12 protein-coding genes are annotated in these 13,026 nt (G+C 57.3%); 8 read left to right on the forward strand and 4 right to left on the reverse strand.

The window, feature by feature from the left end; translation table 11 throughout:
- Positions 1–96: 96 nt before the first annotated feature.
- From xni to queF, 3 genes are all read right to left on the reverse strand, one after another.
- On the reverse strand, positions 97–849 hold the full coding sequence (gene xni, locus ACA373_RS14200; protein WP_301252645.1) for a flap endonuclease Xni: 753 nt from the start codon (positions 847–849) through the stop codon (positions 97–99).
- Positions 850–888: 39 nt separating this feature from the next.
- On the reverse strand, positions 889–2,247 hold the full coding sequence (ppnN, locus tag ACA373_RS14205) for a nucleotide 5'-monophosphate nucleosidase PpnN (RefSeq protein WP_253458809.1): 1,359 nt from the start codon (positions 2,245–2,247) through the stop codon (positions 889–891).
- Between the two features lie 178 nt (positions 2,248–2,425).
- Positions 2,426–3,268 carry an NADPH-dependent 7-cyano-7-deazaguanine reductase QueF gene (queF, locus tag ACA373_RS14210; protein ID WP_253458812.1) on the reverse strand — a complete coding sequence of 281 codons (843 nt, stop codon included), beginning with the start codon at positions 3,266–3,268 and terminating at the stop codon, positions 2,426–2,428.
- A gap of 125 nt (positions 3,269–3,393) precedes the next feature.
- Here queF and syd point away from each other — a divergent pair, with 125 nt between their 5' ends.
- The 4 genes from syd (at position 3,394) to ACA373_RS14230 (ending at position 6,087) form a co-directional block, all read left to right on the forward strand.
- Positions 3,394–3,948, forward strand: a complete 555-nt coding sequence (gene syd / locus ACA373_RS14215) for a SecY-interacting protein (protein WP_253458814.1) — start codon at positions 3,394–3,396, stop codon at positions 3,946–3,948.
- 566 nt (positions 3,949–4,514) lie between these two features.
- Positions 4,515–4,841 (forward strand): YqcC family protein, encoded by a 327-nt coding sequence (locus ACA373_RS14220; RefSeq protein ID WP_253458816.1) that lies wholly within the window; start codon positions 4,515–4,517, stop codon positions 4,839–4,841.
- Positions 4,841–5,635, forward strand: coding sequence for a tRNA pseudouridine(65) synthase TruC (truC, locus tag ACA373_RS14225; RefSeq protein WP_370734702.1), 795 nt, complete (start codon positions 4,841–4,843; stop codon positions 5,633–5,635). Before ACA373_RS14220 ends, truC begins: the two co-directional genes overlap by 1 nt.
- A 2-nt stretch (positions 5,636–5,637) precedes the next feature.
- Positions 5,638–6,087 carry a flavodoxin gene (locus ACA373_RS14230; protein ID WP_301730103.1) on the forward strand — a complete coding sequence of 150 codons (450 nt, stop codon included), beginning with the start codon at positions 5,638–5,640 and terminating at the stop codon, positions 6,085–6,087.
- 37 nt (positions 6,088–6,124) lie between these two features.
- Here ACA373_RS14230 and garD read toward each other — a convergent pair whose 3' ends face one another.
- Positions 6,125–7,684: a galactarate dehydratase gene (garD, locus tag ACA373_RS14235; RefSeq protein WP_301252643.1), complete on the reverse strand. Its 1,560-nt coding sequence runs from the start codon at positions 7,682–7,684 to the stop codon at positions 6,125–6,127.
- Between the two features lie 499 nt (positions 7,685–8,183).
- On the opposite strand from garD, the gene ACA373_RS14240 reads away from it, so the two are divergent.
- From ACA373_RS14240 to garL, 4 genes are read left to right on the forward strand one after another with little or no spacing between them, the layout of a single operon-like run.
- Positions 8,184–9,527: an MFS transporter gene (locus ACA373_RS14240; protein ID WP_253458824.1), complete on the forward strand. Its 1,344-nt coding sequence runs from the start codon at positions 8,184–8,186 to the stop codon at positions 9,525–9,527.
- Positions 9,528–9,536: 9 nt separating this feature from the next.
- Positions 9,537–10,874 (forward strand): glucarate dehydratase family protein, encoded by a 1,338-nt coding sequence (locus ACA373_RS14245; RefSeq protein ID WP_253458827.1) that lies wholly within the window; start codon positions 9,537–9,539, stop codon positions 10,872–10,874.
- A 21-nt stretch (positions 10,875–10,895) separates the two neighbouring features.
- Positions 10,896–12,230, forward strand: coding sequence for a glucarate dehydratase (gene gudD, locus ACA373_RS14250; RefSeq protein WP_301252642.1), 1,335 nt, complete (start codon positions 10,896–10,898; stop codon positions 12,228–12,230).
- 20 nt (positions 12,231–12,250) lie between these two features.
- The gene (gene garL / locus ACA373_RS14255) at positions 12,251–13,021 is read left to right on the forward strand and encodes a 2-dehydro-3-deoxyglucarate aldolase (RefSeq protein ID WP_253458833.1); all 771 of its coding nucleotides are present in this window, start codon (positions 12,251–12,253) and stop codon (positions 13,019–13,021) included.
- Positions 13,022–13,026 lie beyond the last annotated feature (5 nt).

A 13,026-nucleotide genomic window follows, 5' to 3' on the forward strand; every position in this document is an offset into this window, starting at 1 on the left:
GAGAGTCCGGGCCGCAGACCGCTGTCAAAAGACAGGCGGCAATTAAGTTGCCGCTATGTCCGTTATCAACGTCAGGCCCGGGACGCGCGCTTGCCTTTACGGCAGCCGCAGATCCTTCAGGTTGCCGGCCAGATGCAGATCGGTTTTCAGTGTCGCCACCTCGCGGCAGAGATGCGCCATCTCCTGCTGCTGCTCCAGCTTCTTGCGCCATTTATCCGCCACTTCCGGCAGCCGCTCGTAAATCGCCGCTAGCGAGCCGTAGGTTTGCAGCAGCTCTGCCGCGCTTTTCGCGCCAATGCCCGCCACGCCTGGGATCTTACTGCTGCTGATACCGGCCAGCCCCCAGTAATCCGTCAGCTGCGCGGGCGCTACGCCAAACTCCTTTTCAATAAACGGCAAATCCAGCCAGCGCTTCTGAAAGTAGTCGCGGATTTGAATATTTGGCGCCAGCAGCTGGCAGTAGCCCTTATCGGTCGACACTATGGTTGCCTGATGGCCGCTGTCGGCAACCTTTACCGCCAGAGTGGCGGCAAGATCGTCCGCCTCTTCGCCCGGCGCGTGCCAGCAGGCCACGCCCGCCGCCTCAAACGCCGCCCGGATCTGCGGCATCTCTGTTTTTAATGTGTCCGGCATGGGCGCGCGTCCGGCTTTATAGTCCGGCAGGCGCTGATGACGCCAGCCTTCGTGGCGATCGTCGTCGTCAAACACCGCCACCGCATGGGTCGGCTTGCTGTGCAGGATAAGCTGTTGCACAGCATGGATACAGGTTTCCTGGCAGGGAGAATCCTGCACGGCGTGGATGCGACGAATCAGATTCAGCGCATCAATAATCAACAGATGAATAGTCATAGTGGATACTGAGCGGCACGGCTGCCGCTCCGCTGAGGGTTACTTAATGATTTCGTAGCAGGGGATGTAGGCCGTTCCCGGCAGCTTCATGCGGTGCTGGGCAACAAATCCCTGTAACAAATCGTCCATGCGGCGCATGATTTCTGCATCGCCGTGTATCTTATACGGGCCTTGTTCCTTAATCGCTTTGATCCCAGGCTCCTTGACGTTGCCCGCCACAATGCCGGAGAACGCGCGGCGCAGCGAGGCCGCCAGCTGTTCGGCAGGCTGATTGGGATAAAGATTAAGATTGGCCATATTTTCGTGCGTGGGCATAAACGGCACCTGCAAATTCGGCGCGATGCGGATTGACCAGTTAAAGCTATAGGCGTCGCCCGTCTCGCGCCGATGCTCTTTCACTTTCGGCATAGCGTTTTTCATCAGGCGCGCCACTTCCGCCGCGTCATCGATAATAATGGTGTAGTGCTGACGCGCGGCTTCGCCCAGCGTGCTGACGATAAACTCATCCAGCACGCGGAAGTAATCGGCGCTCTCTTTCGGGCCGGTGAGGATCAGCGGCAGCACCTGATCGCGGTTCTGCGGATTCATCAGGATGCCCAGCAGATAGAGCAGCTCTTCCGCCGTACCCACGCCGCCCGGGAAAATAATGATGCCGTGGGCGATACGCACAAAGGCTTCCAGACGTTTTTCAATGTCCGGCATGATAATCAGTTCGTTGACCAGCGGATTCGGCGGCTCGGCGGCAATGATCGACGGTTCGGTCAGGCCGATAAAACGGCTCTCTTTGTAACGCTGCTGCGCGTGGCCCACGGCGGCGCCTTTCATCGGCGCTTCCATGACGCCCGGCCCGCAGCCGGTACAGATATTCAGCTCGCGCAGGCCCAGCTGCGAACCGACGTTGCGGCAGTACTGATATTCCACGGCGTTGATCGAGTGGCCGCCCCAGCAAACCACGGTATTCGGCAGCTCGCCGACGTGCAGCGCCCTGGCGTTACGCAGCAGCGAAAACACCAGGTTGGTGATGCGCACCGAGTCATCCACGTCCTGCTGCTGAAAGCCGCTGTCAAACTGACCATTTACAAACAGAATGTCGCGCAGCACGGCAAACAGGTTGGCCTGTAGCGAGCGAATGATGCGACCGTCGACAAAGGCTTCCTCCGGCGGATTAATCAGCTCCAGCTTGACGCCGCGCTCGCGCCGCAGCACGTTGATGTCAAAGTTTTCAAAACGCGACAGCAGTTCATGGCTGCTGTCCGTCTGGCTGCCGGAGTTAAGTACGGCAAGGGAACAGTTGCGGAAGAGTTGGTAAAGGTCGCTGCTGGCGGTGCGCTTCAGCATATCGACTTCCAGTTGAGACAACAGATCCATGGAGCCTAATGGGCTGATATGTGTGATCAAATTAACTCCTTTACACCCGTCCGGGCGGTGGTCGCTCCCCATCAAAAGCCCGCCGGATAAACGGCGAGCGTGACGGCGAAAAAATGTTCCCGGGCACCCGATGCCCGCTTCAGATTAGCCTTCTTCTCAAACAGTTAACAACGTTATCGTGCGTTTATGCGCGACGGTACGCAAAGTGCTACTGGCGTACCAGCCTGGACAGGCCGGGTTTAAATGCGCCGTTGCTGCGCCAGGGATTGATATCCAGGCCGCCGCGACGGGTATAGCGGGCATAAACGCTCAGGCTTTCCGGCTGGCAGAAGCGCAAGATATCATTGAAAATGCGCTCAACGCACTGCTCATGAAATTCGTTATGGTGCCGGAACGACACCAGGTAGCGCAGCAGCGCCTCACGCTGGATACGCGGGCCGCGATAGCTGATTTGCACTGAACCCCAGTCCGGCTGGTTGGTGATCAGACAGTTGGACTTCAGCAGATGGCTCACCAGTTTTTCTTCCACTACTTCCGGCTGCGTGGCCTGCTGGAGATAGTCGGTGCTGAAGGTATAGCTGTCGATCTCAATATCCTGCTCGTCAATGCAGTGGCCGCTGAAGTGGCCTATCGGCTGGCCTTCAATTTCCCGCAGCCGGAACAGCGCAACGCTGACCTCGCCCTGCGCGCAGGCGCTGAGGTCGCGCTCCAGCGTCGCCCGGACTTCGCCCCAGTCACCAAAGCGGGTCTGATTAAAGCTGTTAAGATAGAGCTTAAAGCTCTTGGACTCGATCAGGTTAACGCTGTGGGCATCCAGGCTGACTTCGCCAATCGCCACCTGCGGCAGGCCTTTGGCATTCAGCCAGGAGAGTTCGTACAGCGTCCAGATATCGGCGCCGTGGAAGGGCAAACTGTCAGGATAGAGCCCCAGCGGCTCACGGTTCATGCTTCTTGGCACCGCCTGGAGCAAAGAAGGCTGATACTGGTCGTGGTACTCTGTAGGTTTTCCTAACGTCAGGCCGCTCAGCGCCTGATGTGTATCTGAAGACATTGCATTACCTTATAGCCTGATATGACAGGTGAAGTGATCAATCGTCTGCGGCCGGGAAGGCCCGGGCGACGTAACTAAAAACGTATAGCCTTAGTGTAACTCAGGCACCAGAGAGTGAAAAAAGAATGATTGATGAAACCTCCCGCGCCCTGGCTGATTTTACCCGCAACTATTGCGACCGGTGGGTCAGCGAATGCGGTCATCCGCCCGCCAGCAGCGAGCTGTATGGCGTTCCCTCGCCCTGCGTGCAGCAAACCGTTGGCGATGAGGTCTGGTGGCTACCGCAGCCCTTTACCCTCGCCAAAAACCTGGAAAACGTAGAGCGCGCGCTCGATTTACAAATTCAGCCTGCCGTCGTTGCCTGGTACACCTCGCAGTTTGCAGGCGATATGAAGACGCTGGTCAACGGCCAGCCCTGCACGCTGCTGCAAATATGGAGCGAAGACGATTTCGAGCGTATGCAGGAAAACTTGATCGGCCATCTGGTTATGAAGCGCCGTCTTAAACATTCGCCTACGTTTTTTATTGCTACCACACCATCCGAGCTGGAAATCATTTCCGTATGTAATTTGAGCGGGGAAGTGATTCTGGAAAAGCTGGGTACTAAAAAGCAGACGGTACTGGCCGCGAACCTGGAGCAATTCCTTGTTTCTTTACCGATTATTGATCCCTTAAGGTAAAGCGTCATTTATCTTGTGAGAGATCTCTTACAGAGTCTGTAAGAGATCGCTTTTATATCTTAAGAAAAAAAGGCGTTTTCTCCGGTAAAAGCAAAGCAAATCATAAAGTTGTTATAACGCTTTTCGTAAAAAAACCTGCCGGGGTCAAAAAAAAGTTTTCAGCCTATTGTTTGTCAGGTTCATTAAGGCAAACTTGATCCTGTCGCAAGGGATGGTGGCTTAAGGAACAAGCCGGTCGGTAGACTGAAAGCACCTGTTAAGGACTTCAGATCTGCGCAAGATATCTCAGGAGTGAGAAAAAGGGACACCTCCGGGAAGGAGAAACGTACTGCCGGAGAGCGGTAAGCCAGGATGCTCAGGGACATCGCCATTGACGGTGAAAGTGTAGGGAAAACTGCAGGACAAAGTTATCAGGGATGAGCAGGGAGCACTAAAAGTAGCTGGATTGCTGCGAACGAACCGGGAGCACTGTTTTTACAGTGCTCCCTTTTTTTCGTCCATACTTATCCCGTTGTCGGCGGTAATGCTATGCTTGCGACCCTTTAAAACTGACCAGGAGAGCTTAGATGAGCCGGGAACTTGAAATCCGCAATCGCCTGCAGGCTATTGAGCAGGCCTTACATGACGCCGGGCTGTGGCAAAACTGCGCGCCAAACGCCGAGGCGTTTGAAAGCACCGAGCCTTTTTGCGTAGATACCATGATGCCGATCCAGTGGCTACAGTGGGTTTTCCTGCCGCGTATGCAGGCGCTGCTGGATGCGCAGTCTGCTTTGCCGGTAAAGCTGGCTATCGCCCCTTATTATGAAGTGGCGCTGGAAGGTGCTATTCCGGGCCGCGCCAATCTGCTGCACATGCTGAACCAGCTTGATCAACTGTTCGAGCACGACGCCTGATGTTGGAGATCCTTTATCAGGACGAGTGGCTGGTCGCGGTGAATAAACCCTCAGGCTGGCTGGTGCACCGCAGCTGGCTCGACAGGCATGAAAGCATTTTCGTGATGCAAACCGTGCGCGATCAGATAGGCCAGCACGTATTTACCGTTCATCGGCTCGATCGCCCCACGTCGGGCGTGCTGTTGATGGGCTTATCCAGCGAGGTCGCCCGCCTGCTTTCGCAGCAGTTTGAGCAGCACCAGCTGCAAAAAACCTATCATGCCGTGGTCAGAGGCTGGCTGGATGGCGAAGAAACGCTGGATTACGCATTAACTGAAGAGCTGGATAAGATCGCTGACAGGTTCAGCGAGCAGAATAAGGAACCGCAGCCTGCCGTGACCCACTGGCGCGCGCTGGATAAAGCGGAGCTGCCGGTGCCGGTCAGCCGATACGATACCTCGCGCTATACGCTGATGGAGCTGAAGCCGCAGACGGGCCGCAAGCACCAGCTGCGTCGGCATATGACCCATCTGCGCCATCCGATTATCGGCGACAGCGCGCACGGCGATCTGCGGCAGAATCGCAGCGCGGCACAGCACTTCGGCATGACGCGGCTGATGCTGCACGCCAGCGAACTGCGGCTGACGCATCCGGTAACGGGCGAGCCTTTGCTGCTGCGCGCGGGTCTGGACTCGGTCTGGCAGGGAATGATGGCGCAGTTTGGCTGGGAAGACGCTCTCCCCAATCTTCCCAGGGTTGAGTTTGCGGCATCTTGCCTGCAGGATAGCGGTTCAGACCAGGCAACGAGGAGATAAGCATGGCGCAAATAGGCATTTTTGTAGGGACGGTTTACGGTAACGCGCTGCTGGTGGCGGAAGAGGCGGAGCCTTTATTGACGGATGCCGGTCATCAGGTGGAAATTTTTGAAGATCCCACGCTTGAACAGTGGCAGCGTTACGCCGACGGCGTGGCATTGGTGATCACCTCGACCACGGCTCAGGGCGATCTGCCGGACAGCATCACGCCGCTGTTTTATGCTATCAAAGACAAGCTGGGCCATCAGCCCACTCTGCGCTACGGCGTGATTGCGCTGGGCGACAGCAACTACGATGATTTCTGCGGCGCGGGGAAAAAGTTCGATGCGCTGTTGCAGGAGCACTCGGCGAAGCGGGTCGGCGATGTACTGCTGATCGATGCTAACGACTATCCGGAGCCTGAAACGCTTTCTTCGCCGTGGGTTGAAGCCTGGCTGAAGCAGCTGGATTAATAGCCGGGCCTTCGCCTTAAAGGGAAGGCCCGCAGCATCAGGTAACCGGTGCCGGATTGAATACCGCCAGCGAGTTACGGATCCCCCAGCGGTCGGACCAGGTTTGTTTCCGGCCGCTGGCGATATCCAGGATCAGCTCAAACAGCCGCCAGCCTACCTGTTCTATGGTTTCCTCGCCCGTCGCAATCGTCCCCGCATTGATATCCATTAAGTCATGCCATCTTTCCGCCAGCGCGTTGCGCGTCGCCATTTTGATTACGGGGATAGCCGCCAGGCCGTAAGGCGTGCCGCGTCCTGTAGTAAACACCTGCAAAGTAATGCCGGAAGCCATCTGCTGCGTGCCGCAGACGAAATCACTGGCGGGTGTGGCGGCATAGATCAGGCCGCGTTTGGTGGGGCGCTGGCCTGGCGACAGCACCTCAACGATAGCGCTGCGGCCCGATTTGGCGATAGAACCCAGCGCCTTTTCCACCACGTTCGCCAGCCCGCCTTTCTTGTTGCCGGGCGAAGGGTTAGCGCTGCGATCGGTTTTGCCCATATTCAGATAGTCATCGTACCAGGCCATCTCTTCCAGCAGCCGCTGGCCGACTTCTTGTGTCGCCACGCGCGGCGTCAGCAGATGCACCGCATCGCGCACTTCGGTCACCTCGGAGAACATCACCGTCGCGCCGCAGCGCACCAGCAGATCGGAAGCGAAACCTACCGCCGGGTTGGCGGTTACGCCGGAAAAGGCATCGCTGCCGCCGCACTGCATACCGACGATCAGTTCCGCTGCCGGTACCGTTTCACGCTGGCGCTGGTTCAGGCGTTGCAGATGGCGTTCGGCAACCTGCAAAATATCGGCAACCATAGATTCAAAGCCAACATGCTTCTCATCCTGTAGGCGCACCACGTCATTATCATCCAGCGAAATCGCCTGTACGTCGGGCGTGCCTTCCAGCAGGCGCTCGGGCTGAAGTTTCTCACAGCCCAGGCCGACAATCATTACTTCGCCGCCGAAGTTGGCGTTCAGCGCCAGGTTGTGAATGGTACGGATCGGCACCACGGCGGCCGGCGCGTTGATCGCCACGCCGCAGCCGTAAAGGTGATTCAGCGCCACCACGCCATCGACGTTAGGATATTTTGGCAGCAATTCACGCTCAATAATCTGCACCACGTAATCGACCACGCCCGCCACGCAGTGCACGCTGGTAGTAATCCCCAGCAGGTTGCGCGTGCCCACGCTGCCGTCGGCGTTGCGATAGCCTTCAAAGGTGTAGCCTTCAAGCGGCGGCAGGGCGGGCGGCACATTGTTGGCCAGCGGCAGGCTGGCGAGATCCGGCGCTTCCGGCAACACCACCAGCGACTCGTCAATCCAGCCGCCGCGAGGAATATCGCGCACCGCATAACCAATCACTTCGCCATAGCGAATAATATCGCCGCCTTGCGCAATATCGTTTAATGCAACTTTATGTCCCTGGGGAATATGTTCTTTTAGTACCAGTCCGCATGAAAAAGTCGTACCAGCCTTTAATCCATTATTATTTACAACAATGGCGACGTTATCGTTTTCATGCACCTTTATATAAAGGGGAAGATCGTTTCTGGAAATGTTCATTGCTCGACAAGTCCTGAGATAAATGAATCGGCACGTTCTTTATTTTAAAGGTGGGTGAGAAGCGTTTTCGGGTGGAATTATTCTGCTGTTGGACAGTATAGAGAGGCTTCAGGCCGAAAACATTATGCAAATGTCCGACATGGCGCGGTAACAATCAGCGTATTTTCAGGCAAGAGTACAGGCGACAGTGAGGAGGCTCACAAAGAAAAAGGGAACGTGACCGCGCCCGCAGAACCCGCTGTTTCCGTGAGCCACTCCGCAACGAATTGGGCATATGCAAGAACATCTCTGGGTTTTTCCCGTTTTAATAGTGCTTTTTACCGGTGCTTTACCTGAGTGGCCTCCCTATACTTTTTAACAAACGGGACGAGAGCTTTGAACGTTGTGATTATTCTGCCACTTAATCGCTGTGTTTAACCTGACATCATTCTGATACCCAACGCGATGTGTATGCAGTCCAGAGTGAGTTTGCCTGACCGCTATATTTCAGGAGTGCATCATGGATTCAATCAGCAGTGCTGCGAGCACCGTGCAAAAAAGAACTAATGCTCGCTACTGGATAGTGGTGATGCTATTTATCGTCACCTCATTTAATTATGGCGACCGCGCCACTATCGCTATCGCCGGTTCGGCAATGTCGAAAGACATCGGGCTGGATCCGGTCGGGCTGGGCTATATCTTCTCCGCTTTCTCATGGGCTTACGTAATAGGGCAGATCCCCGGCGGCTGGCTGCTGGACCGGTTCGGCTCAAAGCGCGTCTATTTCTGGAGCATCTTCCTGTGGTCGCTGTTCACGCTGTTGCAGGGCTTTGTCGATCTGCTCAGCGGCTTCAGCATTATCGTCACGCTGTTTATGCTCAGGTTTATGGTCGGCCTGGCGGAAGCGCCTTCTTTTCCCGGCAACAGCCGCATCGTCGCCGCCTGGTTCCCCGCGCAGGAGCGCGGCACCGCCGTCGCTATTTTTAACTCGGCGCAGTACTTCGCCACGGTGATCTTCGCGCCGATCATGGGCTGGCTTACCTCCGAAGTCGGCTGGGCGCACGTGTTCTGGTTTATGGGCGGGCTGGGCATCATCATCAGCTTTATCTGGCTCAAAGTGATCCACGATCCGAACGACCATCCGGGCGTCAATAAAGCCGAGCTGGAATATATGGAGCAGGGCGGCGCGCTGATTAATATGGATATGAAAAAAGCCGAGCGTAAGGTCAGCTGGGCGGAGAAAAAAGCGCAGATAAAGCAGCTGATTACCTCAAGAATGATGATAGGTATCTACCTGGGTCAGTACTGCATTAACGCCTTAACCTACTTCTTTATCACCTGGTTCCCGGTTTATCTGGTGCAGGCGCGCGGCATGTCCATTCTGAAGGCCGGCATGGTGGCGTCGATTCCGGCCATCTGCGGTTTCCTGGGCGGCGTGTTGGGCGGCATTATTTCCGACTGGCTGATGCGTAAAACCGGCTCGCTGAATATCGCCCGTAAAACCCCAATCGTTCTCGGCATGCTGCTCTCTATCACCATGGTGGTCTGTAACTACGTCGATACGGAATGGGTGGTGGTGTTCTTTATGGCGCTGGCTTTCTTCGGCAAAGGGATTGGCGCGCTGGGCTGGGCGGTGATGGCGGATACCGCGCCGAAAGAGATCAGCGGGCTTAGCGGCGGGCTGTTCAATATGTTCGGCAACATTTCCGGCATCGTCACGCCGGTGGTGATCGGTTACATCATCGCCACGACCGGCTCCTATAACGGCGCGCTGATTTACGTTTGTATTCATGCGTTTGTCGCGGTAATGAGCTACCTGGTGCTGGTACGCGATATCAAGCGTATTGAACTGAAACCTTTGTAAGGACGAGTTATGACGACGCAAAGCAGCCCGACGATCACCGATATGAAAGTGATCCCGGTAGCGGGATACGACAGCATGTTGCTGAATATCGGCGGCGCGCACGGCGCTTACTTTACCCGCAATATCGTGGTGCTGACCGACAGCGCCGGACACACCGGCGTGGGAGAAGCGCCGGGCGGCGAGACGATTTACCAGACGCTGCTGGATGCCGTCCCCCAGGTCAAAGGGCGGGAAGTCGCCAGGATGAACCGGCTGGTGCAGGAGGTGCATCGGGGCAACCAGTCGGCGGATTTTGATAACTTCGGCAAAGGCGCGTGGACGTTTGAACTGCGCGTCAACGCGGTGGCCGCGCTGGAAGCGGCGCTGCTGGATCTGCTGGGACAGTGCCTGAACGTACCGGTCGCGGAACTGCTGGGGCCGGGCAAACAGCGTGATGAAGTGACGGTGCTGGGGTATCTGTTCTATATCGGCGACCGGGAAAAAACCGATCTTCCTTACCTGAACGGCGAGAACGCCCCGCACGACTGGTATCGCCTGCGTCATCAGAAGGCGATGGACAGCGAGGCCGTGGTGCGGCTGGCGGAAGCCGCGCAGGATAAATATGGCTTCAAGGATTTCAAGCTCAAAGGCGGCGTGCTGCCGGGCGAGCAGGAGATCGACGCGGTGAAAGCGATGAAAAAACGTTTTCCCGAAGCGCGCATCACCGTCGATCCCAACGGTGCCTGGCTGCTTGATGAAGCTATCGCGCTGTGTAAAGACATGCAGGGCATTCTGACCTATGCGGAAGATCCGTGCGGCGCGGAGCAGGGCTTTTCGGGCCGTGAGGTAATGGCGGAATTCCGCCGCGCGACCGGCCTGCCGGTTGCCACCAATATGATCGCCACTAACTGGCGGGAAATGAACCATGCCGTAATGCTGAACGCCGTCGATATTCCGCTGGCCGATCCGCACTTCTGGACGCTGAGCGGTGCGGTGCGTGTCGCCCAGCTGTGCGACGACTGGGGGCTGACCTGGGGCTGCCATTCCAATAACCACTTCGATATTTCGCTGGCGATGTTTACGCACGTGGGCGCCGCCGCGCCGGGCAAGCCGACGGCCATTGATACCCACTGGATCTGGCAGGAAGGCGATCAGCGCCTGACCAAAGAACCTTTGCAGATCCGCAACGGCAAGATCGCCGTGCCGGATGCGCCGGGGCTGGGCATTGAGCTGGACTGGGCGCAAATTGAAAAAGCCCATGCGCTTTATAAAACGCTGCCCGGCGGCGCGCGCAACGATGCCGCCGCCATGCAATACCTGATCCCCGGCTGGACATTCGATCGCAAACGCCCGGCCTTTGGGCGCTGAACCTTACAGAAGGAATACGTTATGAGTCAGGCTACTCCACTGATCACAGAAATGCAGGTCATCCCGGTCGCCGGTCACGACAGCATGTTGCTGAACCTCAGCGGCGCCCACGCGCCATTCTTTACCCGCAATATCGTTATCATTAAAGATAATTCCGGCCACACGGGCGTCGGTGAAATTCCCGGCGGCGAAAAAATTCGCAAGACGCTGGAAGAAGCGGCGGCGCTGCTGGTCGGCCACGGCATTGGCGAATATAAAAATCTGCTCAGCCACGTGCGCAACACCTTTGCCGATCGCGATGCGAGCGGGCGCGGCAACCAGACTTTCGATTTGCGTACCACTATCCACGTGGTGACCGGCATCGAAGCGGCGCTGCTGGACCTGCTGGGCCAGCACCTTGGCGTCAACGTTGCCTCCCTGCTGGGCGATGGGCAGCAGCGCGATCGCGTGGAAATGCTGGGCTATCTCTTTTACGTCGGCGATCGCCGAAAAACCTCGCTGCCTTATCAGAGCCAGCCGGACGACAGCTGCGACTGGTATCGCCTGCGTCATGAAGAGGCGCTGACGCCTGAAACCGTGGTGCGCCTGGCGGAAGCCGCCTATGAAAAATATGGCTTCAACGATTTCAAACTGAAAGGCGGCGTGCTGGCCGGGAGCGAAGAGGCCGAAGCGGTGACCGCGCTGGCGAAGCGTTTTCCCGAGGCGCGCATTACGCTCGATCCTAACGGCGCCTGGTCGCTCAACGAAGCGATCGAGCTGGGCAAGCAGCTGAAAGACGTGCTGGCCTACGCCGAAGATCCTTGCGGCGCGGAGCAGGGCTATTCCGGTCGCGAAGTGATGGCCGAGTTCCGTCGCGCGACGGGCATGCCAACGGCCACCAATATGATTGCCACCGACTGGCGTCAGATGGGGCACACGCTCTCTTTGCAGTCCGTCGACATTCCGCTGGCGGATCCGCACTTCTGGACGATGCAGGGTTCCGTACGCGTCGCGCAGATGTGTCATGACTTCGGCCTGACCTGGGGCTCCCACTCCAATAACCATTTTGACGTTTCGCTGGCGATGTTTACCCACGTTGCGGCGGCGGCACCCGGCAAAATCACCGCTATCGATACCCACTGGATCTGGCAGGAAGGCAACCAGCGCCTGACGCAGCAGCCTTTGCAAATCAAGGGCGGCATGGTACAGGTGCCGGACAGGCCGGGCCTGGGCGTAGAGCTGGATATGGATCGCGTTATGAAAGCGCACGAGCTTTACCTGAAACACGGTCTGGGCGCGCGCGACGACGCGCAGGCTATGCAATTCCTGGTGCCGGACTGGACGTTTGATAACAAACGCCCATGCCTGGTGCGCTAACCCAATTTCTGGAGAAACCGATGAGCTACGTAAATACGCCGAACAGCTTTCGTCAGCGCCTGCTGGCAGGCGAAACCTTAATCGGCAGCTGGTGCGCGCTGGCTAACCCGCTGACCACGGAAGTGTTAGGACTGGCAGGCTTCGACTGGCTGGTGCTGGATGGCGAACATGCGCCGAACGACATCACCACTTTTATTCCGCAGCTGATGGCGCTGAAGGGCAGCGTCAGCGCGCCGGTGGTGCGGCCGCCGACCAACGAGCCGGTCATCATCAAGCGCCTGCTGGATATCGGTTTTTCCAACTTCCTGATCCCGTTTGTCGAAACGGAAGAGGAAGCGGTGCGCGCGGTGGCCTCCACCCGCTATCCGCCGATGGGCATTCGCGGCGTATCGGTTTCGCACCGCAGCAATATGTACGGCACCGTGCCGCAGTACAACACCATCATCAACGACAACATCACCGTGCTGGTGCAGATCGAAACGCAGCAGGGCGTGGATAACATTGACGCTATCGCGGCGGTAGAAGGCGTGGACGGCATTTTCGTCGGGCCGGGCGATCTCTCGGCCGCGCTGGGCTACCTGGGGCAGCCCGCCCATCCGGAAGTGCTGAAGGTGATCAAATATATCTTTGAGCGCGCCAAAGCGGCCGGCAAGCCGAGCGGCATTCTGGCCCCGGTGGAGGCCGATGCCCGCCGCTATCTGGAATGGGGCGCCGGTTTTGTTGCGGTAGGCAGCGATTTAGGCGTATTCCGTGGCGCCACGCAGGCCCTGTGCGATCGCTTTAAAAAATAACCCAC

Origin of the sequence: Erwinia sp. STN24, from assembly GCF_041320675.1 — a bacterium.
GTDB lineage: Bacteria > Pseudomonadota > Gammaproteobacteria > Enterobacterales > Enterobacteriaceae > Erwinia > Erwinia aeris.